Origin of the sequence: Rhizobium sp. CF142 (assembly GCF_000281145.1) — a bacterium.
Classification (GTDB): Bacteria; Pseudomonadota; Alphaproteobacteria; order Rhizobiales; family Rhizobiaceae; genus Rhizobium.
The window spans coordinates 1-23588 of record NZ_AJWE01000106.1 but is presented as its reverse complement, the minus strand read 5'-3'; the positions used below and the strand labels follow the sequence as shown (position 1 = coordinate 23588).

General features: G+C 60.5%; 20 protein-coding genes and 2 pseudogenes. 7 read left to right on the top strand and 15 right to left on the bottom strand.

All coding sequences use genetic code 11. The features are described from left to right. Positions 1–11 precede the first annotated feature (11 nt). Both PMI11_RS24885 and PMI11_RS24880 read right to left on the bottom strand, forming a co-directional pair. Complete coding sequence (locus PMI11_RS24885) at positions 12–983, bottom strand: PDR/VanB family oxidoreductase (RefSeq protein WP_202803163.1); 972 nt, start codon at positions 981–983, stop codon at positions 12–14. A gap of 25 nt (positions 984–1008) precedes the next feature. Then, positions 1009–2238: an aromatic ring-hydroxylating oxygenase subunit alpha gene (locus PMI11_RS24880; RefSeq protein WP_007822701.1), complete on the bottom strand. Its 1230-nt coding sequence runs from the start codon at positions 2236–2238 to the stop codon at positions 1009–1011. A gap of 275 nt (positions 2239–2513) precedes the next feature. Between PMI11_RS24880 and PMI11_RS24875 the strand changes: the two genes are divergently transcribed. From PMI11_RS24875 to PMI11_RS24860, 4 genes are all read left to right on the top strand, one after another. Continuing rightward, positions 2514–3566: a hypothetical protein gene (locus PMI11_RS24875; RefSeq protein ID WP_007822700.1), complete on the top strand. Its 1053-nt coding sequence runs from the start codon at positions 2514–2516 to the stop codon at positions 3564–3566. Positions 3567–3646: 80 nt separating this feature from the next. After that, positions 3647–4654: an alpha/beta fold hydrolase gene (locus tag PMI11_RS24870; RefSeq protein WP_007822699.1), complete on the top strand. Its 1008-nt coding sequence runs from the start codon at positions 3647–3649 to the stop codon at positions 4652–4654. Positions 4655–4713: 59 nt separating this feature from the next. Next, positions 4714–5454 carry an SDR family NAD(P)-dependent oxidoreductase gene (locus PMI11_RS24865; protein ID WP_007822698.1) on the top strand — a complete coding sequence of 247 codons (741 nt, stop codon included), beginning with the start codon at positions 4714–4716 and terminating at the stop codon, positions 5452–5454. A gap of 22 nt (positions 5455–5476) precedes the next feature. Then, positions 5477–6109: a GTP cyclohydrolase II gene (locus tag PMI11_RS24860; protein WP_157179690.1), complete on the top strand. Its 633-nt coding sequence runs from the start codon at positions 5477–5479 to the stop codon at positions 6107–6109. A gap of 33 nt (positions 6110–6142) precedes the next feature. Here PMI11_RS24860 and PMI11_RS24855 read toward each other — a convergent pair whose 3' ends face one another. The 5 genes from PMI11_RS24855 to PMI11_RS24835 all read right to left on the bottom strand — a co-directional run bounded on the left by PMI11_RS24855 (position 6143) and on the right by PMI11_RS24835 (position 11501). After that, positions 6143–6997, bottom strand: coding sequence for an alpha/beta hydrolase (locus PMI11_RS24855; RefSeq protein ID WP_007822695.1), 855 nt, complete (start codon positions 6995–6997; stop codon positions 6143–6145). Positions 6998–7050: 53 nt separating this feature from the next. Continuing rightward, entirely contained in the window at positions 7051–7722 is a 672-nt protein-coding gene (gene ribB, locus PMI11_RS24850) for a 3,4-dihydroxy-2-butanone-4-phosphate synthase (protein ID WP_007822693.1), read from the bottom strand. Positions 7723–7843: 121 nt separating this feature from the next. Beyond that, positions 7844–8938: an extracellular solute-binding protein gene (locus tag PMI11_RS24845; RefSeq protein WP_007822690.1), complete on the bottom strand. Its 1095-nt coding sequence runs from the start codon at positions 8936–8938 to the stop codon at positions 7844–7846. A 495-nt stretch (positions 8939–9433) separates the two neighbouring features. Beyond that, positions 9434–10666: an LLM class flavin-dependent oxidoreductase gene (locus PMI11_RS24840; RefSeq protein WP_007822688.1), complete on the bottom strand. Its 1233-nt coding sequence runs from the start codon at positions 10664–10666 to the stop codon at positions 9434–9436. 22 nt (positions 10667–10688) lie between these two features. Continuing rightward, entirely contained in the window at positions 10689–11501 is an 813-nt protein-coding gene (locus tag PMI11_RS24835) for an alpha/beta fold hydrolase (RefSeq protein ID WP_051034640.1), read from the bottom strand. A 514-nt stretch (positions 11502–12015) separates the two neighbouring features. On the opposite strand from PMI11_RS24835, the gene PMI11_RS24830 reads away from it, so the two are divergent. Both PMI11_RS24830 and PMI11_RS24825 read left to right on the top strand, forming a co-directional pair. Then, positions 12016–12648, top strand: a complete 633-nt coding sequence (locus tag PMI11_RS24830; protein ID WP_007822686.1) for an isochorismatase family protein — start codon at positions 12016–12018, stop codon at positions 12646–12648. 116 nt (positions 12649–12764) lie between these two features. After that, positions 12765–14102, top strand: coding sequence for an LLM class flavin-dependent oxidoreductase (locus PMI11_RS24825; RefSeq protein ID WP_007822685.1), 1338 nt, complete (start codon positions 12765–12767; stop codon positions 14100–14102). Positions 14103–14195: 93 nt separating this feature from the next. Here the strand turns inward: PMI11_RS24825 and PMI11_RS24820 are convergent, their stop codons facing one another. From PMI11_RS24820 to PMI11_RS24795, 6 genes are all read right to left on the bottom strand, one after another. Continuing rightward, complete coding sequence (locus PMI11_RS24820) at positions 14196–15551, bottom strand: LLM class flavin-dependent oxidoreductase (protein ID WP_007822683.1); 1356 nt, start codon at positions 15549–15551, stop codon at positions 14196–14198. A 153-nt stretch (positions 15552–15704) separates the two neighbouring features. Continuing rightward, entirely contained in the window at positions 15705–16454 is a 750-nt protein-coding gene (locus PMI11_RS24815) for an SDR family NAD(P)-dependent oxidoreductase (RefSeq protein WP_007822682.1), read from the bottom strand. A 91-nt stretch (positions 16455–16545) separates the two neighbouring features. Further along, a complete protein-coding gene (locus PMI11_RS24810; protein ID WP_157179689.1) occupies positions 16546–17688 on the bottom strand; it encodes an ABC transporter ATP-binding protein in 1143 nt (380 codons plus the stop codon). Continuing rightward, on the bottom strand, positions 17685–18530 hold the full coding sequence (locus tag PMI11_RS24805) for an ABC transporter permease (protein WP_007822679.1): 846 nt from the start codon (positions 18528–18530) through the stop codon (positions 17685–17687). Before PMI11_RS24805 ends, PMI11_RS24810 begins: the two co-directional genes overlap by 4 nt. Beyond that, positions 18523–19302 carry an ABC transporter permease gene (locus tag PMI11_RS24800; protein ID WP_007822677.1) on the bottom strand — a complete coding sequence of 260 codons (780 nt, stop codon included), beginning with the start codon at positions 19300–19302 and terminating at the stop codon, positions 18523–18525. Before PMI11_RS24800 ends, PMI11_RS24805 begins: the two co-directional genes overlap by 8 nt. A 193-nt stretch (positions 19303–19495) precedes the next feature. Beyond that, on the bottom strand, positions 19496–20608 hold the full coding sequence (locus tag PMI11_RS24795; RefSeq protein WP_007822676.1) for an extracellular solute-binding protein: 1113 nt from the start codon (positions 20606–20608) through the stop codon (positions 19496–19498). 46 nt (positions 20609–20654) lie between these two features. Here PMI11_RS24795 and PMI11_RS24790 point away from each other — a divergent pair, with 46 nt between their 5' ends. Beyond that, positions 20655–20981 (top strand): hypothetical protein, encoded by a 327-nt coding sequence (locus tag PMI11_RS24790; protein ID WP_157179688.1) that lies wholly within the window; start codon positions 20655–20657, stop codon positions 20979–20981. Between the two features lie 770 nt (positions 20982–21751). On the opposite strand, the pseudogene PMI11_RS24785 reads toward PMI11_RS24790, so the two are convergent. Beyond that, positions 21752–22691 (bottom strand): annotated as a pseudogene (locus PMI11_RS24785) (DUF2493 domain-containing protein). A gap of 142 nt (positions 22692–22833) precedes the next feature. Continuing rightward, positions 22834–23588, bottom strand: a pseudogene (locus tag PMI11_RS38195) (toprim domain-containing protein); the annotation flags it as partial.

Genomic DNA, 23588 nt, shown 5'->3' with positions numbered 1-23588 from the left:
CGCCCGCCGCCTCAGATATCCAGCACCAAGTGCTTTGTCTTGGCGCGGGAACAGCAGATTGTCATCACCTTGTTCGACGCCTTTTCCGCATCGGACAGGCAATCGTCGCGATGCAGCGGTTCGCCGTCGATAATTGAGGTCACGCATGTGCCGCAGATGCCCTGCTCGCAGGCGACAGGTATATCGACGCCATGGTCCATCAGAACCGAGGCAATCGATCGATCTGCATCGACCTCAACGGTGACGCCCGATCGGGCTGCAGTCACGGTAATGGCCTGATCCCCGTCGACGGCTTTGGCCTCGGCGCGGAAGAATTCGACGTGAAGCTGGCCGTCCGGCCAGCCGAAGGTGTAGGCCTGTTGCAGCGCATGGTTGATGAACCCTTCAGGGCCGCAGACATAGATGTGCGATCCTTCTTCGGGCAAGCCGATATCGTCACCGAATGAAAAGCGCTGTGCCGTATCGCCGTCGTCGAGATGAAACTGGCTCGACGACGCCAGCGGCCCGCTTTCCAGAACCTCACGGAAGGCGATACGATCGATGCTGCGGCCACAGTAGTGGAGAGAAAATCGCTTGCCGAGCGCAGTCAGCCGATAGGCCATGGCGAGCATCGGCGTGATGCCGATACCTCCAGCGATGAGAATGCTTTTTCCCGCCGTTTCAACGAGCGGGAAATTGCATCGAGGTGCCCCGACGAGGATGGTAGCGCCTTCCCCTACCTGTTCGTGTAGGAAACAAGACCCTCCCCGAGAGGAGGGATCCTTCAGAATACCCAGCACGTAACGATGGCGCTCTGCCGGGTCATTGCAGAGGGAGTATTGACGGATCAGCCCATTACCAACGTAGAGATCGACGTGAGATCCTGCCGTAAAGGCGGGGAGCGGGACACCATCCGGTGAAACAAGCTCCAGCGAGATAATGTCGTGAGCTTCGTCGTTCCTTTTTGTGACCCATAGGGCCAATGTCGATCGTTCCATCATCATGCCTCTTGATCGGACGTCGTGGGGATCAGTCGAAGTCACCACCATGTGTCATGGCATGCAGATAGCCCTGCGACTTGTGATGGATGACGCGTTCCAGTTCATGGATCGGCCCGCGCGGGAAATATCGCGACGTCATGCCGGACTGAATGGCGAGTGTCAGATCACGATCTTCGTCGTTCACCTTCCGGCAGAAATCCTTGATCAGCTGAACCTTTTCGTCGAAGCCCGGTGTACCGACGTATTCCCTGGGGATGCAGGTCCAGGTGATGAAGCGTGTCTTGTTGACGCCGAGCGGAATGGCGACCCACGGCTGGATCATATCGCAGCGAGCGAAGAAGGCCATGTTCGGGCGCAAGTGGAAATTCATGGCGAAGGTGGAGCCGCCGCCCGGCATATCCTTCAGCCACGGGATCTGGCCGAACAGGACCGAGCCACCCGGGGCAAAGGTCGGCGAGTTGTATTTCTTCGTCGCACCGTATTTCGTCAGGCGGACATCGCTGTCTGACGTCGTCGGCCGGAAACCGATCGAGGCCTTGCCGAAGGTTTCCTTATGAACAACCTCGACGTGATAGACGTCCGCGCCAACTTCCATGACGACTTTCCAGTTCGCATCCATGTCGAACGTGTAGTTGTCGATGGTCGCCAGGTCCTCGCACCGCAAAAAGCTCAATTCCTCACGGAAACCTTCCGAATCGAGAAATTCCTCGAGGCTCCTCGCGTTGGGATCAAAGTTGACGAAGACGAAGCCGCCAAAGGTTCCGATCTTCAGTTCCGGCAGGCGGCAGGTCGTCGTGTCGAAATTGCCCAACTGTTTGCTGCGCAGCGGGTTGATCAGCTTGCCGGTGAGGTCGTAGGTCCACGCATGATAGGGACAGACAAAGGCCTTCACATTGCCTTCACCATAGGCAATCGGCGTGCCGCGATGGCGGCAGGAATTGATGAAGGCCCTCAGTTCGCCGTCGCGGCCGCGCGCGATGATAAATTTCTCTCCCGCCATTTCGAAGGTCCGGTAGTCACCCGGTTCCTTAAATTCGTCTTCGCGCGCCATGACGATCCAGTCGCGGAAGAAAAGCAGTTCTTTCTCCCTCTCGAAGACTTCCTCGGACGTATAGAGTTCCGCAGGTAGATGGGTCGCGTCGGGGCGCGGCAGGCGGCAGGAATTGATGTCGGGTGACGTAAAGGCCGCCAGCGGCTCGTCAAACCCAACCATATCCTTGGCGTCGAGTTCGAGTTCAACTTCGACTTGCTTATCCATGAAAACCTCCGAGGACAAATTTGCTCAACAGGACCAACGCCTGGGGTGAGGCGTGGCAATGCGGTGTAGCGCGGAATTCCGTGAGATATCGCTTAATTCCGCATTGCGTTATAGATTACGCAAAGCAAAAATGCTGTCAACTGTCGTAGCGGCGAAAATGCCAGGGTCTTCGGTATTGACAGAGATTGGGTCCAATCATATGCGTAATAGAATACGCATTGCGGAAAATTCAGAAATCTCTTCCTCAGCGTCTAAACATCAAGGAGTGGACGGCAATGGCAGTAAGCGATGACTTTCGAATTTCGATGTGGCGTCAGGTTCTTGATCTTTGCCGGGTGAAGGCCGGCGAAACGATCGTCGTCCTGACTGGAGAAAACAGCCATCCGCAGAACCTCGAGGCTGCCATGCGGGCCGTGTTGCAAACCGGCGCAAAGGCCTTCCGTCTCGATCTGCCGCCCGTGCCGCCGCAAGGTCCCGTCGCCGGCGAGCGCACCAATGTGCAGACGACACCGCTCACCGGACAGCTTCTGGCAACCGGATTGCTGAAGCAGGCCGACATGGTGATCGACCTGATGGGTCTTCTTCACTCACCGGAACAGACCGAAATCCTCGAAGCAAAGACACGTATGCTGATGGTGATCGAGCCACCGGAGGTGCTTGCCCGGATGATGCCGTCGGAAAATGACAAGCGCCGCCTGGTCGCCGCCGACAAGCAGCTCAAGTCCGCCAGGCTGATGACCGTGACCTCCAAGGCCGGCACCGACCTGACCATGGGTGTGGGACAGTTCCCGACACTTCCCGAATACGGCTTCGCCGACGAGCCCGGCCATTGGGATCACTGGCCGAGCGGCTTCATTTCCACCTGGCCGAACGAAGGCAGTGCTCAGGGCCGTGTCGTGATCGATGTCGGCGACATGATGTTCCCCTTCAAGACCTATGTTCAGTCCGCGCCGATCGTGCTCGAGATCAAGGATGGTTTCATTCAGTCGATCGAGGGTGGTTTCGAGGCAAAATATCTCCGACAGCATCTCGAATCCTACAATGATCCAAATGCGTTCGCAGTCTCCCATGTCGGCTGGGGCCTGCAGCCCAAGGCAAAATGGGGCGGGCTTGGGATGCGCGACAAGTTCCAGTCGCTCGGCATGGATGCCCGCGCCTTCTACGGCAACTTCCTGTTTTCGACAGGCCCGAATTCCGAGGCGGGTGGCACCAACAACTCGCAGTGCCATGTCGATATTCCAATGTCGGCTTGCTCGGTATCGCTCGATGGCGTGCCGGTGACGATCGACGGCGTGGTCGTCGCGCAAGACCAGAAGGTTGCGGCCTGATCTTATCGCAGGGAGCGGCACGCCCGCTCCCTGCGATCCGGAAAATGCAGATCCCTTCCCGCAGGACAATGCCGGTAGCCATGACCAGTCAAATCTTCGAATGCGGCAATGTGAAACTCCAGAGCGGTGAGGTCCTTTCCGCAACGCAGATTGCCTATCGCACCTATGGCCGCCCGAATGCCGATGCCAGCAACGCGATCCTTTTTCCCACCTGGTATTCCTCCCGTGACGTTCAGAACGAATGGCTTATCGGCACCGGCCGACCGCTTGATCCGGAACGATGGTTCATCATCGTGCCAAACCTGATCGGCAACGGCCTGTCCACGTCGCCCAGCAACGCCGCGCCGCCGGCGGACAAGGGCCGGTTTCCCCGCGTGACGGTGTATGACAATGTCCTGCTGCAACGCCGGCTTCTCACGGAACGGCTCGGCGTCGACAGGATCGCGCTTGCCATCGGCCGCTCGATGGGGGCCATGCAGGCCTTCCAATGGGCATGTCTTTTTCCCGACAAGGTGGCGCGCCTCTTGGCGATCACCGGTGCCGCGCGCGTCTCACCCCATAACTATGTCTTTCTGGCCGGCCTGAAGGCTGCGCTGACTGCCGACCCCGCTTGGAATGGCGGCGACTATAAAAGCCCGCCGATGACCGGTCTGCGCGCCTTCGGGCGCGTCTATGCCGGCTGGATCTACAGTCAGGCCTGGTATCGCCAACATTGTTACCGGCAGGAGGTGGAGGCCAGCATTGAAGGTTTTCTCGAGGCCAAGTGGGACACCAATTTCGCTGGACGCGATGCCAACAATCTGCTGTCACAGCTCGATACCTGGCAGCAGGGCGATATCAGCGCCAATCCGGTCTTCCACGGCGATTTCGACCGCGCCCTTGGTGCCATCAAAGCCCGTTCCATCGTCATGCCCTGTCGCAGCGATCTCTATTTCCCGCCGGAAGACAGCGCCGGGGAAGTGGAGCGGATGCCAGAGGCTGAGCTGCGGGTGCTTCCATCCATCGGCGGGCATCGCGCCGGCGGCCCGAATTCCGATCCCGCCGATATCGCCTTCGTGGAAAGGGCGATTGCCGACCTGCTACAATAATCCGTGATCGCGACCGCCCACCTGCGGTCCTGACACTTTCATCCAGACTGGAGAATGCCGTGTTCGACTTTTCAGACAAGACCGTCATCGTGACCGGCGCAGGCAGCGGTATTGGCCGCGCCACTGCGGAATATTTCTTCGCCTGCGGCGCCAATGTCATGGCAGCTGATATCAACGCTGACGCCGTCGCGGCGACGGCCGCCGAACTCGACCCGACCGGCACCCGGATCCGGTCCTTCAGCTATGATGCGTCCCTGCCTGACGACGCCCGCGCGTTGGTGGACGCGACGGTAAAGTCCTTTGGCGGGATCGACTACCTGGCGAGCTGCGCCGGCATCTACTCCTCGGTCCTGGCTGATCAGATGAACGACGAGCAATGGCACCGGATGGTTTCCGTCAATCTCGATGGCGTCTTCTATCTCGTCAGCCGCGCCGTCCCCCACATGCGCGACGGTGGCGCCATCGTCACAGTCGCCTCGATCGCAGCCCATCAGGGCGGCACGTTGAGCCACGCCCATTATGGCGCGACGAAGGGCGGCGTGCTGGCCTATACGCGCGGCCTTGCCCGCGACCTTGCTCCGCGCATCCGCGCCAACACAGTCTCGCCGGGGACGATCGATACGCCGATGGTGACGAAGCGAATCGCCGATGGCGGCGATGCCTTGCGACAGACAATACCGCTCAAGCGGTTCGGCAAGCCGTCCGAGATCGCCAGCGTCATCGCTTTCCTCTGTTCTGATGCGGCAAGCTATGTCACCGGCGAGGCGATCATCGCTTCGGGTGGCCTCTATATGGGTTGATCTCTCAGGGCGCGTGATGGACATGAGCGATCCAAAAGCACAGCAACACCCCTCTGAACCGGGCGTCGCCAGGATCGCATCGTCGCGCATGCCCACAACCTATGGCGCATTCACCGCGATCGCCTATCGCGAACATGCCACCGGCTTCGAGCATATCGTGCTGATCAAGGGCAATCCGCCCTTCGGCGACGTGCTTGTACGCGTTCATTCGGAATGTCTGACCGGCGAAGCGTTCGGTTCGCTACGCTGCGACTGTGCGCAGCAGTTGGAAGGCTCCCTGAGACTGATTGCGGCGAGCGACGCAGGCTGCCTGATCTATCTGCGCGGCCATGAGGGACGCGGCATCGGCCTTGCCAACAAGATTGCCGCCTATGGCCTGCAGGACGAGGGCCTCGACACGCTGGAGGCCAATGTGGCACTCGGCCTGCCAGCAGACGCGCGAGATTTCGCGGCTTCAGCTGGCATTCTTGAGGATCTCGGCATCGATCGCGTCGTGCTATTTACCAACAGCCCGCAGAAGGCCGAGGCGTTGCGCGGCTGCGGTGTCGCCGTCACCGCGACGAGAAACCTGATCGTCCTCGAAACTGCGGACAATGCGGCCTATCTGAGAGTTCGAGAAGAGCAGCTCTCCCATATCGTCACGCTGACGCGCTGAACTATACCTTTTTGCCGCTCGCAAGAAAAGTGCTCAGCCGAGCCCGTCCCGAATGCCGGCAAGCAGCCCCAGCAGCTTGCCCATCATGGCGCCATCTCGATAGGCGACGGCATCGAGAATGCTGAAGTGATCGTCACCTTCGAGCACCAGGCCTTCAACCGCGCTTTTCCCTGACCAGCCGCGCAACACTTCGTCCTGCTGCCAAAGGAAAGCGGGGGTGTCGCTGCTTCCAACTCCGAACAGGCAAGGGAAATCGCCGATCGGCGCAAACCGCGCCGGGCTCAGATCTGCGCAATCGGTAGGCGAAAGCTTCAGCGCCTTGTTGACGAAGCTCGACGCGACAGGTTCCAACTCGTAGATCCCGCTCACCGAGCACAGGCCCGCGACCGGTGATGCCGAGAGACCGAAGCGCTGCCAGTCGGCTACGGCGACCATGCTGGCAAGATGGCCGCCGGCCGAATGACCGAGCAGGAAAATGCCGGCCGGCCGTTGTCTCCGCTCTTCGACATAGCCGCTCAGCCACGCCACCGCGCGACGACAGCTCTCGATCACCAAGGCAAACATGACGTCGGGGACGATCGGGTACTCGAGGATCGCGACATCATACCCCTTCGCGACGTAGGGGGCGGCAACACAGGCGTATTCGGACTTCTCGCGCCCCTGCCAATAGCCGCCGTGAAAAAAGGCGATGACCGGGCCGCCCTCAGCGCTGCCGAAATAGTCGATTCTTTCGCGCGGATGCGCGCCGTAGGAAAGGTCGGCCACGTGGACAATCGTCTGGCGCGCCACGGCACTGTCTGCTGTCCAGCGCGCGAGAAGTGTCTGCCAGCCGGGCACGGCCAGCCCGACATTGTAGTCCTGATCGAGCGTGGTGCGATCAAAGGTCATGCATGCTTCCTGTCTTTGCGGCCCTGGAACGCCAGACGGGCTTTCGCCGTCGGTCAGGCCCGCACGTCGGCATGACTGACGGGACGCCTGGTGGATGCCTTGGCGCTTGGCGCAACCTCAAGCGCCCTTCGATAATCGACCAGGTCGGCAATTGTCACGAGATGAAGGCCGTGTTCGCGGGCAAACGCCACCAGTTCCGGCAGCCGCGCCATGGTGCCGTCGTCATTGCAGATCTCGCAGATCACACCACCTTCGCCACGGCCCGAGAGGCGGGCGAAATCGACGGCAGATTCCGTATGGCCGGGACGACCGAGCACGCCGCCGGCATGGGCGCGCAGCGGAAATATATGGCCCGGCCGGGCAAAGTCGCTCGGGCGGGCGCGGGGGTCGACGAGCCGTCGAACGGTGGCGGCCCGGTCTGCGGCAGAGATACCCGTCGTCGCATCCTCGATGATATCGACGGACACGGTAAAGGCGGTCTGCATGGATTCCGTATTGCGCGCGACCATCAACGGAATGTCGAGCGCGTCCAGCCGCTCGGCCGGCAATGGCGCACAGATAAGGCCACGGGCGTGCTTCATCATGAAGGCAATGACCTGCGGCGTAGCGGCATCGGCGGCAACCAGCAGATCGCCTTCGTTTTCGCGATCCGCGGCATCGACGACGACAATCATCTCGCCCCTGCCGATGGCCGCGATCGCATGCTCAATCTTCGAAAATGGCATTTAGCGTTCCGATCATGCTGGTGGTAACCTTCGACCCGATCCCGGCCGTAACCGGGATCGTGTCCTGCAAGCGCATGGCTGCGGCGACAGTCTGCTTTCGCCGCAAGGCTGGTCCGAAGGGTCAGCCCAGCTGCCATTCCTGATAGCGCGCCACGGCGCTGGCGAGATTGGTCGACCACCACTCGTCGTTTACGACGACACCGGAGCTGAGCAGGTCCGGGTTGGTCGGCAGCGCCGCACGAATGTCGTCGGCCTCCTTCGGCAGCAGCTTTTCGACATCCTTGTGGGGAAAACCGTAGGAGGTGCGGGCGGTGAACTTGGCGGCAAGATCGCCGCGGGTCGCCATGAAATTGTAGAGTTCCAGCGCTTCCTTCGTATTGGCCGAGGATTTCGTGATCGCATTGGTGACGCCGCCGATAATGCCCTGCTTCAGACTGAAGCCGATATTGGCGCCTTGCCGGTTGGCGATGATCGCTCGGCCGGTATAGATGCCGCCGAGCGACGTTTCACCGGAACCGATGCGCTGGACCGGTTCCTGCAGGCTGGTCGTCCAGATGATGTCGTCGCGGCCGAGCTTGTCGAGGCTCTTGAAAGCGCGATCGAGATCGATTGGATAGAGCTTGCTGCGATCGACACCATCGGCCATCAGCGCCGCTTCCAGGGCGTCGCCATCGGTCTGCACCGCCATCAATGCCCGCTTGCCCGGCAGGCGTTTGGTGTCCCAGAACTCTGACCAGGTCTGTGGTGCGTTGGCATCTGTGATCTTAGATTTGTTGTAGCCCATGACCCAGACGTAGGTCACATAAGAAAAGCCGTGACTTTTCAGATAGCCGGACACGAGCTGGCTGTCATCGACCGAACCGGCGGGGATCGGGGCTAGAAGGTCCTGATGCAGAGCCGTGATATATTCGGCATTGGTGAGATCGATCATGTCCCATTGGGCCGTCTTGCCGTCGCCGTTTTGAAGCTTCGCAAGCGCGAGGCTGGCCCCGGGACCGAGATTGACCTTGATACCGGTTTCCTTCTCAAAGGGCTCGAACCAGGTCTCCCGCAGGGCATCGCCATAGCTGCCGCCATAGCCGGCATAGTTGATCACGCCCTTGCTCTGCGCATTGGCGGGGCGCACCACACTGTTGATGAAAGGTGCTGCCAGTCCGGCAGCCGCGACATTGGCGAGTAGTCTGCGTCGGGTGATGTTAGTCTTGATGATGCTCATCTTTGGTTCCCCTTGTTGTCGCCGATCTCTCGCCTCATGGCACGGACCGGCCTTTTGACACTTTGCGGCCGCGCTGGCGTTCGCAATTACCCGCAACAACCACCACAGCGCGACTCCTGCCGCACTGCCCGCCACCTTTCGGTGCGAAACAAATCCCTGTCATGATTGAAATATGCGTTTGCGAACAGAGAGATACTGTAATCAGAGAATGATCCAGGCAAATACATTCTGATCATTGATTGATGATGGTTTGTCATTCAACGCCGTGCATGCCCCGGCCTGCAGCAACAACTAACGGCGCCGGGCTGCGACCGCACTGCGACGATGTCTTTCGGCCCGCGCCAGGGCCACGACGCGTCGCAAGGCGGGCAAGGCGCCAGATGATTCCCGGCCCAGTTCGGCCCCAACCCTCGCATCTTCTCGCGACAGCGCGGCACAAACGCGTCGAGACAGGCTTGTTCGTGCCGCGCCGGATTGTTTGTCGGTAAACTGGCATTAGCCGATGGCCACCGTGCGGCGCATCCGTTCAAAGTCCTCGTCCTCACGGCCGTTGGCGGCCTTGAGCTCCGCAAGTCGCGGCAGGACCTCGGTGCTGAACAGGCGCATGCTCTTGGTCGTGTCCGCATGGCTGAGCGCACCGCCTTGCATCATGGCCAGCAGATTGCCGAAGCCGCCGACATAGTCATAGAGTTCCTTGATCTGCTCGAACACCTGGTCTGGCGTTCCGGCGAAGACCGCACCGACCTCGATCATCTTCTCGATCGATGCCGTCGCATAGGAGACAGGATCGCCGGCACGGTCGGTCTGGAAAGCCGATCCGGTGACACCCTGCTGCCCGCGCCGGACCTCGCCCACCCTGGCGGCGACCGGATAATAGCCAGGCGGATTGCCGAAGGCCGGGTGTACGATGCCCGTTGTGTCGAGATATCCCTTGACCTGCCGAGCGAAGCGATGTCCCTCTTCTTCGCTATCACCGACGCCCACAAGAACCATGTATCCGAACCGATCGAGATCCGGCATGCCGTGGCCGCGTTCGGCACGACGCTTGCGGTAGGTATTGTAGATGTTGCGGCCGTTGCGGGCGTTCAGACCGGCGGCAATGACATGGCCTCGATCGGCGATTGGCCCGGCGCTGTGTGGCGTGAAGCCGGTGATCCAGACCGGTGGTCCGGACCGCTGATAGGGCCGCGGCCAGATGTTCACGTGACGATAGTGGAAGTGGTTGCCCTCCCAGTTGAAGTCGCCATCATGGCTCGTCAGCGCCTTGATGATCAGGTCGTGCGCTTCCCAGAAGCGCTCGCTAATTTGGGCCGGATTGACGTTGGCGGGGGCGATTTCGGTCGGATAACCCTTGACGAGGCCGAGCTCCAGACGACCGCGCGAGACGACATCGACATAGGCCGCTTCCTCGGCAGCCATGACCGGATCATGGCGCACGCCGATCGGCACGCCGAGTGTCAGGAGCCGCGCACGCTTCGTCTCGCGGGCGAGCATTGCCAACGGCAACATTGTCGACGTCGTCAGGCAGGTTGCCGTCGAATGGTGTTCGTTGACCCAGATGTTCAGTCCCAGCTCATCGCACAGCGCCCATTCGTCAATGTAACGGTTGAGCAGGTCAGCACCGATCTTCGGATCGAAATGCTTGCTCGGGAGGGTGATCCGCAGCGAACGCTCATCGGCGTCCCAGGCCTGTGGATAGGGATTTTCGGAGAAGTGATAGACCTGCATGGATTGCTCCTAAATTATCGGTTCAAGCGACCCGCTCATTGACGGCTTGGGTCGGTCCCGTATGGGCGACAACGAGGTCGGCAAACTCGAGCGGCTGCTCGACATGGGGAAAATGGCCGGCATTTTCGATGGTCGCGCGCGAGCTACCGGCCAGCGCTTCGGCAAAGGCTGCGTAATATCCATCGAAGACGAAGCGATCCTGGCGACCGCTGACGATCAGTGCCGGACGGCGGATCCGGTGCAGCCAGCGCTTCAGATGCGGGTTATGCATGTACGGCTTCCAGCTGTAGAAGGCATAGGTCTCCAGACTGCGGAAATGCCCTGTCAGCTTTTCGTCATCGAGTGCGGTCAAGTCCCGATAGCCCTTTGTGGGATCGGCATAGGCAAGATCGCGAAACTCCTCGTCGGTCAGGGCGAAGAAGTCCTCGATATCGCGGGCCTCGCGGTCGCGCACCTTGATCCCCACGGGGCCGGACAGAACCAGATGCGAAAAGGCAGACCGGTCCCTGACCATCATTTCAGCAGCAATCCAGCCGCCGAAGGAAGCGCCCACGAGGATCCCATCCTGAATGCCGAGTTGCTCGGCCAGGTCCAGATAGAGATAGGCGAGATCGGCAACCTCCCGAACTGTTTCGGCGCGGGCCCGGCTGCCAAAGCCCGGATGCCAGGGTGCAATCACCCTGTAATGCTTGGCAAGCACTTCCAGATGGGCCCGCGTCGGGACATCCGGCCCTTCGCCGCCGTGCAGGAACAATAGCGGACGTCCTTCACCCAATTCGATCAGGTCGAGGGTAATGCCACCAACCTCGCGCGTCTGCAGACCCTGGTCTTTCATTTCCGTCACGTGCCACTCCAATATTCTCGTCGATCTGCGGTCGTGCTCTCAGCGACATGCCGAAGCGTTTCCGCGTTATAAATACGAGCCATGTCTCGGCGAACTTTTCCCAAGCCCGGACCATCCGGTCAGGCCTCTAGCTCCCTTGCTCGGAATATGCGGGTGGCGGGGTTGAGCCGCAAATGCGTTGTATTCATTGATTCATGCGTAAACCGCACCAACGGCGAGACGGGTAGGACGCGACAGAAACGGACCTGCGTTCGGCCCTGTTGTCTCCTTCAGCCTAAACGCCGGGAATACATGGTTTTTTCCGAGTTTGGCGTTCGAGCTCCCGGCAGAGCGGCACAAGCGATCCATTCATCCGGCCGCAATGAGGCGGCCGCGCCTTTTGTTGACAGTCCGCAACAGCGACAATATGCGTAATGAATACCGCATTGCGGAGTATTGGGCGCGTTTGCCCAGCCATCGCACATCTCTTCGTAACTGAATTTTCCGAAAAAGAGGACGGCCCGACATGGACGACAAGGACATTTTCAAACGCCAGAACTTCGGACGCAAAATGGGGTTCGGCCAATCGCCCGGCCTTCTCGTGATCGATTTCACCGTCGGCTTCAACGATCCCGATTCATTCGGCGGTGGCAATATTTCAGCCGCCGTCAACCGCACGGTGGACCTCCTGACATTCGCGCGCGCGCGCGGCATGCCGATTGCCCACACCCGCATCGTTTATGCCGATGATGGCAGCGACGCCGGTATCCATTGCCTGAAGGTGCCGAAGTTGAAAGGCCTGACGGAAGCCTCGCCGCTCGGCCAGTTCGTCCCCGAGGTCGCACCGCGTGCGGGCGAGATCGTCGTTCGCAAGCGGTTGCCGTCGGCGTTTTTCGAGACCGGTCTGCATGGCATCCTGCATGCCCGCGGCATTGACACGCTGATCATCGCCGGCTGCACCACAAGCGGCTGCGTAAGGGCCAGCACGCTGGACGCCATGTGCCACGGCTTTCGACCGATCGTCGCCAGCGATTGCGTGGGCGACCGGGCCATCGGTCCGCATGAGGCGAGCCTCTTCGACCTCGGTCAGAAATATGCCGACGTGATGCCGCTCGACGACATCATCGCCACGCTCGGCACCGACCGCGCCGTAGCCTGATCTGCGTGTGGTTTCGACGCCACCTTTTATTCGACAGACTTGTGCGGTGTTCTGACGATGCCGCGCAGGCCTAACCGGCAGACATAAATGGGAATGGCCATGAAGGAACACGAGATATGTCCGAACGCTCGAAAAAACTGAAACTCGGGGTCTATTTAGACAATCACGGTGGCCATGTGGCAAGCTGGAAGCACACGAGCGTGCAACCGGCGGACGCGATGAAACAGAGCTACTGGATATCGCTGGCGCAGACTGCGGAACGCGGCCTCATGGACTTTCTGTTTCTCGCCGATGCCAATCGTGTCCTCTATATTCGCAATCCGAAGGCGATGAGCCAGGTCGCCGCAACACCCTTCTTCGAGCCGATCACTCTTCTGTCGTCGCTGGCCGGTTTCACGCAGAATATCGGTCTGGTGGCGACCATGTCGACAACCTACAGCCAGCCCTACCAGGTCGCTCGGCTGTTCTCGTCGCTCGATCATCTGACGGAAGGTCGCGCAAGCTGGAACGTCGTCACGTCGAGCAGCAGCGAGGAAGCTCCGAACTTCCAGCGCGACGCCCATATGGAACATGACGACCGCTATGCCCGCGCGCGCGAATTTCTCGACATCGTCTGCGGTCTCTGGGACAGCTGGGAGGACGACGCCTTCCTGTTCAACAAGCAGACCGGCACCTATCTCGACGCCGACAAGATGCACTACCTGAATTATCAGAGCGATCGCTTTTCCGTGCGTGGGCCTTTGAACCAGCCGCGTGCGCCACAGGGCTGGCCTGTCATATTCCAGGCCGGTTCATCGGAGATCGGGCGAGAATTCGGCGCCGAAAAAGCCGATGCCTTGTTTACCGCGCAGGACAATATCCATAAGGCGCGCGCCTTCTGCCTTGACGTCAAGACGCGAGCTGCACGCCATGGCCGCATCGAGGATGACATCGCCATCTTTGTCGGCACCGGAACGGTCATCGGCCAGACAATGGCCGAGGCGGAGGACAAGTTCGCCGCGCTGCAGGCCAATGTCAGCCCGGATGTTGCCCTTCACCTTCTATCGGAAGTCCTGGCGGTGGATCTTTCCGGCATGGATCCGGACAAGCTTGTCACAGACCTGCCGGCCAGCGACGGCATGAAGAGCCGACGCGAGCTTCTGCTGACCAAGGCGATCGACGGTAAGATGACATTGTTGGATCTCAGCCGCTTCGTCGCTGCCGGGCGCGGGCATCGCTCTCTCATCGGCACACCGCAGACGATCGCCGACAATATGCAGGAATGGTATGAAACAAAGGCCGCCGACGGTTTCCTCCTAGCGCCTTTCTACCTGCCGGACAGCCTGACGGAATTCGTTGACCTCGTCGTGCCCGAACTTCAGCGCCGCGGCATCTACCGTACCGCCTATGAGGGCAAGACGCTTCGCGAGAATCTTGGGTTGAAGCGTCCTGCACATCCGGCCGCAGGTGGCTAGCGATCGAGCGAACACGACAAGACCGGCCGGGATCGGTTGATCCGGGCCGATTTTGCTTGAGTGGATGCGGGCGCATGCCCCTGTTTGTCTAGATTATTTCCCGAAGCGTGTGGTGCGTGGGGGAACGGCAAGGCCGAGATTATCCCGCAATGTCTGCCCTTCGTAGTCCTTGCGAAAGATGCCGCGGCGCTGCAGTTCCGGCACCACCAGTTGGACGAAGTCTTCGACGCCGCGTGGGAAATAAGGAAAGAGGACGCAAAAACCGTCGCAAACCTCGTTCACAAACCAGTCCTCCATCAGATCGGCGACGCGCTCCGGCGTGCCCCAGACGAGATGATGACCATCCGTTTCTGCAAAGCGTCGCGCAACCTCGCGTAGCGTCAGGTTTTCCTTCCGCGCCCAATCGATGACGATCTGCTGGCGGGTCGTCGCGCCATTGGTCGGAGGCAAGGTCGGCATTGGTCCGTCGAGGGGGTATTGGGTCAGGTCGATACCGACCGAGATCCGTCTCAACGCAATCAGCCCCTGGGCGTCGGTGATGCCCTCCTGCAATCTGAGATAATGCGCACGGGCCTCCTCGTCGGTGCGGCCGATGATCGGCATGATCCCGGGCATGACCTTGACGCTGTCGGGTGATCGGCCGCGCGCTTCGGCCCGGTCACAAACGTCGTCGCGAAACGTCTTCGTCTCCTCTTTGGTCGAGCTTGCGAGAAAGACCACGTCGGCAATGCGCGAGGCAAGCGCGCGACCAGGTCCGGAGGCGCCGGCCTGAGCGATGACAGGGCGACCCTGTGGGCTGCGCGGCAGGTTCAGCGGTCCCTTCACCTTGAAATGTCGGCCTTCATGATTGAGGACCTTTATCTTCGAGACATCGGAAAAACGCGCATTTTCCTTGTCAACCACCAATGCATCGTCGTCCCAGCAATCCCAAAGACCGGCGCAGACATCGAAATATTCCTCTGCGCGTTCATAGCGAGCGGCGTGTTCCATATGCGCATCGCGGCCGTAATTGGGCGCCTCGCCGTCCGACTGGGTGGTTACGAGGTTCCAGCCAGCCCGTCCGCCGCTCAGATGATCGATCGTGGCAATGGCGCGTGCCATGCTGTAGGGCTCGCTATAGGTGGTGGTTGCAGTGGCGATCAGGCCGATCCGCGAGGTCGATACGGCAAGCGCCGAAACCATCGTCACGGCGTCCATGCGGATGATCTTCGAATATCCCTCCGCCGTAACATCGCCGGCCTCGATCAGCGGTACGGTGGGCAGATGGTTGGTATCGGCCAGGAAAAGTGCATCCATCTTGGCCTCTTCCGCCAGCCTGGCGACACGCACCATGTTGGAGAAGGCGTAAATGTCGGATGTCGGCGATTCCGCTTCGCGCCAACCGGCGGCGTGGGCACCCGGAGGTCCCCAGACCCCAATCAATTTCATCTGTTTGCGCTGATCGGACATGGCCCTGTTCTCCTGCATCATCCGTCTCTCTACTGTATCGTCCGGCAATCGCTCGCCCACGGATCTTCGCGATGACGCCAGGGCGCCACCGTGCCGTCAGGTCATCATGCCGGTAAGGAACGGGAGGGCCTTGCGGGCCTCCTCGGGGGAAGGTCAGACGCTCAGATAGCCGCCATCGACCGGAATGGTCGTGCCGTTGACGAAACTCGCCGCGTCGGTGCAGAGGAAGGCGACGACATTGCCGACCTCTTCCGGACGGCCGTGACGCTTCATCGGGCAATGGAACTGGATCCATGCTTCGATCTCGGGATTTCCCTTGCCGCCCATGCCCTCCGTCGCGACATAGCCCGGTGCGACACCGTTGACGCGCATGCCGAACGGAGCGAGTTCGCGGCACATGACCTGGGTGAGTGCCTTCACGCCACCCTTCGATGCCGTATATCCCACCTGTGCGAAGCCGCTTGTGAAGGCCGCCACCGATGCGATATTGACGACCGCGCCCCTGCTTGCCTTGAGATCGGAAAGACAGGCCGTCGTCATGTTGAAGACGCCGGTCAGATTGACGTCGACGCTGCGATCCCATTCCTCGTATGAACCAGGATCTCCCAGACGCCCAAACGCCACGATACCGGCATTGTTGACCAGGATGTCGATTGAGCCATATTCTTTTGCGATGGCTATGGCGACCTTTTCGCAGCTGCCGCGGTCCACGACATTGAGCGCGATGCCGACGGCATCCAGCCCCTCGGCCCTGAGCGCAGCGGCCTGGGCCTCGGCCGTCTCAAGCTTGAGATCGGCGAGAACGACCTTGGCGCCCTTTTGTGCCAGTGCGCGCCCAGAAGCTGCACCCAACCCTCGTGCTCCCCCGGTCACGATCGCGACCTTGCCAGAAAGCTCCTGCATGTTCATGCTCCTTCACTTCATATGCGTGCGTGTTGCGTATTGAGAACCGATCGCCTCGCGTTGAAGGCGCTGCGATCGTCGAAAGCCCGGTCTATTTCGTGATGATCAGGGCATTCTGAGAGGTCCAGCCGATATCGACCGTGTCGCCGGCATTGATCCGGGATGCGCGCGCAACATCCGCGGTGACGACGGCAAAATCCATGCTGCCCGCCGAGATCACCGAGCGGGAATGGCGTCCAACGAATGTATGTTGCTTGACGACGCCGGTCAGGCGGAAGTCTGGCGTGTCACCGTCCTGCAGGATCATGACATTCTCCGGGCGAACCGAGATCTTGGCGTCACTGTCTCGCGCGAGGGCTGTGCCCTTGGCGATGATGGCTCCCCCCAACTGGCCGTCGCCGAGGGCAACGCCGGCACGTTCGGCGTCAAAATCGTGGATACGACATGCGATCATGTTGGTTTCGCCGAGGAAGTTGGCGACAAAGGCAGTCGCGGGGCGCTCATAGACCGCCTTCGGCGTATCGATCTGCAGGATGCGGCCGTGATCCATAACCGCAATGCGATCAGACATGGTCATCGCCTCCTCCTGATCGTGCGTGACGAACAGGATCGAGATGCCAATCGCATTCTGCAGTTCCTTGATCTCGTACTGCATCTTCTCGCGCATGTTCTTGTCCAGCGCGCCCAGTGGTTCGTCGAGCAGGAGGGCATCCGGTTGAAAAACGAGCGCACGGGCAAGCGCCACACGCTGCTGCTGGCCGCCGGAAAGCTCACGCGGGCGGCGATGGGTCATGCTGCCGAGGCCGACGCGCTCGAGCATTTCCCGTGCAAGGCGCTGCCTTTCGGCCGACGGAACCCGCCGCATGCGCAGCGGAAACTCGACATTTTCCAGCGCTGTCATATGCGGGAAAAGCGCATAGCCCTGGAAGACCACACCGAAACTGCGTTGCTTGGCATCAAGACCCACGACATCGCGTCCATCGACATCGATCCTTCCGCTATCGGGGTCCTCGAAACCTGCAACCATCATCAATGTGGTCGACTTGCCGGATCCGCTCGGGCCGAGCAAGGTCAGAAGCTCGCCGGATTTCAGGTCGAAACTGATATTGTCCACTGCCGCATAGCCGGCATAGCTCTTGACGATATTGCGGATCTGAACCGCCTTGCCACGCCCGGACACCCCGGAATTCTGTGTCTTCAGCATCATGTTCATGGTCGTCCTTTCGGGTGTCATTCGAATTTCGATTTGTTCACACGGCTTCGGTGCTGATAGGCCTGAGCGGCCAACCCCATCAGGCTCAACAGAAACAGCATGGCGGAAACGGCTGCTACCTTCGGAGTGAGGTCGTTCTGCAGGCTGGTGTACATCTGCACAGGCAGCGGCACGACGCCCGGCCCGGAGAGGAACAGGCTGATGACGATCTCATCGAACGAGCCGATGAAGGCGAAGATGCCGCCGCCGATGACGCCGGGCTTTATCGCTGGCCAGTAGACCGACAGGAAGACGTCGAGCGCACCCGCCCCCAGGCTGCGCGCGGCCCGCGGGAGGGTCGGGTCGACCCCCGCCAGACTGGCTTGCGTTGCAATGAACACGTAAGGCGTTATCGCGACGCTGTGGGCAAAAGCGATGGCTTGCCACGATCCCGTCAGGCCGATCCGCTGGAAGAAGAGATAGAAGCCGAGCGCCATGACGATTGCCGGGATCATGATTGGCAGCAGGATGACGGCGACCAGCATGCCCTTGAAGATCAGCTTGCTGTTATGAAGCGCCATCGCCGCCGAAACGCCGACGGTAACGGCAATTGCCGTGGCAAGCAGGCCGATCTTGAGCGAATCCAGCGCTGACGACATCCAGCTCGCGTCGCCGAACAGGTCGGTAAATGGCCGAACCGAAAATAGCTGCGGCGGGAAGATCAGGATCTGCCCCCTGGTGAAAGCCATTGGGACGACAATCAGGATCGGCACGAGGAGGAAGGCGAGCACCGGAATGCTCGCGGCAACCAGCCATGTCATCGGCGGAATACGCTGCCGACGCAACGGAATGGCATGCGGTGCGGCATAGCTCAGCTCAGCCATGTTGACCCTCCTTGGGCAAGGATTGGTAGATCGCGATCAGAAGGCTTGCGGCGATCAGGATGATGATCGACAGCGCGGCACCTGAGGAAAAGTCCACGAGCGTGTGCGTGTAGTAGTCGACCAGATTGGCGATCATCATCTGGCGCGGACCGCCAAGGATGACCGGCGTGACATAGAAGCTCGATGCGACGATGAAGATGAGAAGCGAGGAGGCATAGACCCCCGGCCGGGTCAGCGGCAGCGTCACATGCCAGAAGGCCGACAGGGTCGAGGCGCCGAGACTTCTTGCCGCCCGTTCGAGCCGCGGATCGATGGTCAGCATCGAGGTGTAGATCGGGAACACCGCATAAGGCAGCGAGTAGTGAACCATGCCGACAATGACGGCAAAACGGTTGTGCAGCAGGGGCAGCGGCTGATCTGCAAGGCCGGCCGATTGCAGGATGCTGTTGATTACGCCATTGTCCTGCAGAAGGAAGGTCCAAGCAAAATTCTTGATCAGCACGCTCGTCCAGAAGGGCAAGAGGACGAACCCCAGCACCACGAGGCGCTGCCAGCCAGCCGTCTTCCACAACAGCGTCGCCAGCAGATAACCGAGCGCGACGCTCACGAGTGTCGTCGTCACGCTGATAGTCAGCGTGTTTTCGACGACCCGCATGAAGACACGCGATGACAGGACATTCGCAAAGCTCCCAAGACCGTTTTCGAGAGCCATTCTGCAAACGATGAAAAGCGGCAGGAGGAACAGGCCTCCATAAAGTAGGATGAGTGGCACGAGCATTAGCTCCTGCCGTCCCCCAGAGCGCCCTCCCCTGCGCTGCAGCACAACACTATTCAATGTCTTTCCCCTTTCTGGTTCTTGTTTGTCGTTTGTCCCCGTCCAGGAAAACGGAGACAGTACAGCCAGCGGTAGGACCTTTGGATGTCCCGCGGCGGCATCGTCGCCGCGCAAGCCGGCCCGCGGGCCTTCAATCGAGCTGCCATTCCTGAAAGCGGCGCAAAACCTCCGGCATGTGCTCCGCGTAATATTGCGCATTGTTGAACAGAGCGGTTTCCTGCAGCACCGGGTTGGTGGGCAGCGCTGCGCGGATGTCGTCTGCATCCTTGGGCAGCAGGCTCTCCACGTCGACGTGCGGAATCCCGTAGGAGGTCCGTTCCACGAACTTGGCCGACAGGTCGCCGCGCGTCGCCATGAAATTCAGAAGAGTGAAGGCCTCGTCCTTGTTGTTCGAGGTTCTAATGACACCCAGTGAATCGCCGCCGATGATGCCCTGCTTGAGACTGTAGGCGATGCCCGCGCCCTGCCGGTTGGCCATGATCGCCCGGCCCGTATAGATGCCGCCGACCGGTGTCTGGCCTGAGCCGATCTGCTGGACCGGATCCTGCAGGCTCATGCCCCACACGATATTGCCCTTCTGGAGCTTGTCGAGGCTGGCAAAGGCGCGGTCGAGATCGAGCGGATAGATGTTGGCCGGCGTAACGCCATCTGCCATCAGCGCGGCCTCCAGCGAAACGGCGCTCGTATTGACGTTGTTGAGCGAACGCTTGCCCGAATATCGCTTCGTATCCCACATATCCGCCCAGGTCTGCGGCGCGGCGGCATTGGGTATCAGCTTGCTGTTGCGTCCCACGACATATACGAAGGCCGTGTACGACCATCCATATGGGGTCACGTATTTCGGCAGGATCTTGCTGAAGTCTATTCGACCCTCGACGGGCAGCAGGATGTTCTCATTGACCGCCGTGATAAAGGCGGGGTTGGGAAGATCGACGATATCCCATTCTGCGCCGTTGGGGTTGACGGTCTGCAATTTGGCGAGCGCGAGAGACGCTCCGACCCCAATATTGACTTTGATGCCGGTTTCTTTCTCGAAGGGCTCGAACCAGACCTCCCGCAGCGCATCGCCATAGCTTCCGCCGAAGCCGGCGAAATTGACGACGCCCGAGCCCGCAGCGCGCGCCGGACGGACGAGTTGGTTCACAAACGGCGCTGAAATCAGCGCTGTCGCGGTTGCTCCAACAAAGGAGCGGCGTGTCAGGCCATGTCGGTCAAGGACCAGATCCTTCCCATTTCTTTTCAAGTTTGGTTCCCCTTTTTCGTATTTTTTGTGGCATTGGCTTTGTTGCGTGCAATTTCGCGCCAACGGCTCTCGCGGCCAGCTGGACAGGGCCGAGATCGCCGCGATGTGCGAGAATGTGTTGATCGGCAAGATCGTGGAAAGCGTGCGGCGGACTGCCGCGCTCCGGCCAAACGCCGGATTCTACAGGACATCGTGCAGGATCCAGTTGCCAGCACAGTCGGGCGAATGGGCCCACGTCATCGCTCGCGGACTGGACGTTGCTTATCGCCCGGCGAAAGTGGATCCTGCGATGGTGCAGGACGAGGCTGCGTGCGGTGCGGCGGTTGGCGGAGAAAGCTGCCAGCGTGTCGATTGCGCCGATGATGGCGATTGAGCCATCACCAAGGACAGCGAAAGGCGGGTTTCCAAGACGGGCAGGACAGGCACGCTTACGGCAAGATGCCAGGCTGTGCCGGCGGACTGCCGTTGTCGACGAAGGCGTCGATCTGAGGATGGAGATCTGGTCAATCATTGGGCCAGCCTCATGTCGGATATTCGACCCACTACCTTCACCACACTTCATCTCCGGGGTGCGCGGGGCGAGCCGCCCCTTGGAGGGCTCCGCTGCTTGTAATCGGATTGGGTGACTATGCGGCTCTTCTCGACGATTACCAAAATGACAATTCGTCATTCATTCATTCGCGCAGGGCATCATCATCAGATCGACATTTTCCACTTTCGATGCTTGTTCCTCCATTCCCATGGGGGATAGCGTTACGGTGCCGCAGCTTCTTGTCCTTGTCCTAAAAAGGGTAACCATCGACCCGGCGCTCAATTTGATAGATCGGCAGGCCTGTGCGATGTCCCTCCTCGACTATAGAGCGCGCTGGAGCAGCGAACTATCCATCATAGTCTAATTGATATCATTAGTAGGGCTAATGAATGTACGGCGTTTTAGTTCATGCATTCCGTGCGCCGGCCCAGTCCTGACGTCATTGACGGACAGCGTCTCCGACCTGATCCGTGCCGAGGCGTCGAAGCAGGCGCCGGCACCTGCCCCCGGAGTGTGAGCATCGGTTTTCCCTCATTCGTCACCAAGATCGTAGATCTCGCCAGTAAGCCACGCATGAGCCTCCCCGAACATCGTTCATCAGGATCCGGCGCTCACGCGCCGTCTCCTTGCGCCTGCCACACCGCGATGCCGAGGCGCGTTGCCTTGTCTGCGAGATTGTCGGTGATGCCATTACCCGGGAAAACGATCAATCCTGCCGGCATGACGGAGAGCATGTCGTCGTTGCGACGGAAGGGTGCCGCCTTGGCATGTTTGCTCCAGTTCGGCTTGAAGGTGATCTGCGTCACCTTGTGCGCTTCCGCCTAGCAGGCGGCGATGCGTTCCGCACCCTTCGGTGCGCCTCCGTGCAACAGGACCATGCCTGCATATTTGGCATGGGCCTGATCGAGCTTTTTCCAGATGCGAGCGTGATCGTTGTATTCCATGCCGCCGGCAAAGGCGATCCTCGTGCCTTTCGGGATCATGACCTCGTTCTCGGCATGACGGTGCGCCGCAAGGAAGTCTTTCGAGTCGATCATCGCCGCGGTCATATTGGCATGACTGACCTTCGACCCGGTGCGTGGCCGCCAGGCCGAACCGGTCTCAGCCTCGAAAAAGTCGGCGCCGTAGTCACGCATGAACTCGAAACTGTTGCGGCGTTCGAGAAGCGTGATGCCCTCGGCAATCAGGCGCTCCAGCTCGACGCTTTTGACTTCCGAGCCGTCCTGCTCGCGTTGGTCGGTGCGCTGCGCCTCTTCGTTGCGGTCGAGTTCGCGCTGGATGCGCTCCGTCCCCGGTGGAAGAGTTGACAGTGGACCAGAGGAGGTCTTCGAGATCGGGTTCCAGCCTTGTGTCCCCGAGCATATCGGACAGGGCATCGAAGATCGTGATGAGGCAGGCTCGAACCATATGCTCCTCGGGCAATGGCCTTGGATCCGGTTCGTCCTGGAATGGACGATAGCCCTGGACTTGCATTTCGTAGATGAAGCGGTCTGTCGGCGAGGATGTGTGGTGGGGCTCTGTCGTATCGTGAAGGAAGGACAAGCGGGTCATGATGATCTCCGTGGTTTGAGCCGCGCCTCTCGCGGCCTGACGGCGACCCTTCCCATGCCGGACCCGGCCGGAACCGTCATGGTGCGGGTCGCCTCCCGGCAGGCCCGCAGGCGCGGCCTCCGCGAAGGTTCATGCGCCGTTGTCACCGCCGGCATAACCGCAGCGCGCCCCTTACGAAAGGGCGACGATCGGAGAGGAAGTTGGTCGCGTCGTCCGGGAAGAGCTGGTGGCGCAGGTTCGCTGCCATCCTGCAAGCTCCGAGCCGACGCAGATCCTCGTTGAAATCGCCGAACTCGGGACGCAGCACCAATGGCAGCACGCCGAGGGCCTTGGCGGCCCGGCTCAGTCCATCGACACCGTGTCGTCCCGCCGCGTCGGCATCGGCAGCAATCTAGAGGCGCCGGCATATCGCAGGCAGACGGAAGGCGGCGAGATGGTTTGCGGAGAGCGCTGCTGCCATCGGCATGCGGGGTAGGACTTGGCCGAGGGAGAGCACGGTCTCGATCCCCTCGCCCGCAGCCAGGATCGGGCTTTGCGCGTCGGGCGGCATCTTGAAACGAACGGCATTGCCGATCAGTTGGCCGAGCGCCCTGCGCGGGTCCTCGAGCTTGGCCTTGCCGTCACCATCGGAATCGAGCCATGTCCGGTGCACGCCGGTCAGTCTGCCATCCGGATCGGTCACCGCCGCGATCGTGGCAGGCGTGTCGTGCGACCGGTCGAAAGATCGCGATAATAGCAGGACTGATGAAACCGCAGCGCCGGATGATCGGCTGCGCCAAGCATACCGCGGCTTTGCAGATAGCGCTCCGCTAGTGTGCCGGAAATCGGTTCGGCGATTGCGAATAGCAGCGTTGCCCGGTCCGCAGTCGAACGGCAGCTGCTCGCAGCCGCCTCCGT

What these genes read in the sequence shown, in the direction of transcription:
- PMI11_RS24885 (WP_202803163.1), bottom strand. Translation starts at nt 983, where the DNA reads ATGATGATGGAACGATCGACATTGGCCCTATGGGTCACAAAAAGGAAC.
- PMI11_RS24880 (WP_007822701.1), bottom strand. Translation starts at nt 2,238, where the DNA reads ATGGATAAGCAAGTCGAAGTTGAACTCGAACTCGACGCCAAGGATATG.
- PMI11_RS24875 (WP_007822700.1), top strand. Translation starts at nt 2,514, where the DNA reads ATGGCAGTAAGCGATGACTTTCGAATTTCGATGTGGCGTCAGGTTCTT.
- PMI11_RS24870 (WP_007822699.1), top strand. Translation starts at nt 3,647, where the DNA reads ATGACCAGTCAAATCTTCGAATGCGGCAATGTGAAACTCCAGAGCGGT.
- PMI11_RS24860 (WP_157179690.1), top strand. Translation starts at nt 5,477, where the DNA reads ATGAGCGATCCAAAAGCACAGCAACACCCCTCTGAACCGGGCGTCGCC.
- PMI11_RS24855 (WP_007822695.1), bottom strand. Translation starts at nt 6,997, where the DNA reads ATGACCTTTGATCGCACCACGCTCGATCAGGACTACAATGTCGGGCTG.
- ribB (WP_007822693.1), bottom strand. Translation starts at nt 7,722, where the DNA reads ATGCCATTTTCGAAGATTGAGCATGCGATCGCGGCCATCGGCAGGGGC.
- PMI11_RS24845 (WP_007822690.1), bottom strand. Translation starts at nt 8,938, where the DNA reads ATGAGCATCATCAAGACTAACATCACCCGACGCAGACTACTCGCCAAT.
- PMI11_RS24840 (WP_007822688.1), bottom strand. Translation starts at nt 10,666, where the DNA reads ATGCAGGTCTATCACTTCTCCGAAAATCCCTATCCACAGGCCTGGGAC.
- PMI11_RS24835 (WP_051034640.1), bottom strand. Translation starts at nt 11,501, where the DNA reads ATGAAAGACCAGGGTCTGCAGACGCGCGAGGTTGGTGGCATTACCCTC.
- PMI11_RS24830 (WP_007822686.1), top strand. Translation starts at nt 12,016, where the DNA reads ATGGACGACAAGGACATTTTCAAACGCCAGAACTTCGGACGCAAAATG.
- PMI11_RS24825 (WP_007822685.1), top strand. Translation starts at nt 12,765, where the DNA reads ATGTCCGAACGCTCGAAAAAACTGAAACTCGGGGTCTATTTAGACAAT.
- PMI11_RS24820 (WP_007822683.1), bottom strand. Translation starts at nt 15,551, where the DNA reads ATGTCCGATCAGCGCAAACAGATGAAATTGATTGGGGTCTGGGGACCT.
- PMI11_RS24815 (WP_007822682.1), bottom strand. Translation starts at nt 16,454, where the DNA reads ATGCAGGAGCTTTCTGGCAAGGTCGCGATCGTGACCGGGGGAGCACGA.
- PMI11_RS24810 (WP_157179689.1), bottom strand. Translation starts at nt 17,688, where the DNA reads ATGACACCCGAAAGGACGACCATGAACATGATGCTGAAGACACAGAAT.
- PMI11_RS24805 (WP_007822679.1), bottom strand. Translation starts at nt 18,530, where the DNA reads ATGGCTGAGCTGAGCTATGCCGCACCGCATGCCATTCCGTTGCGTCGG.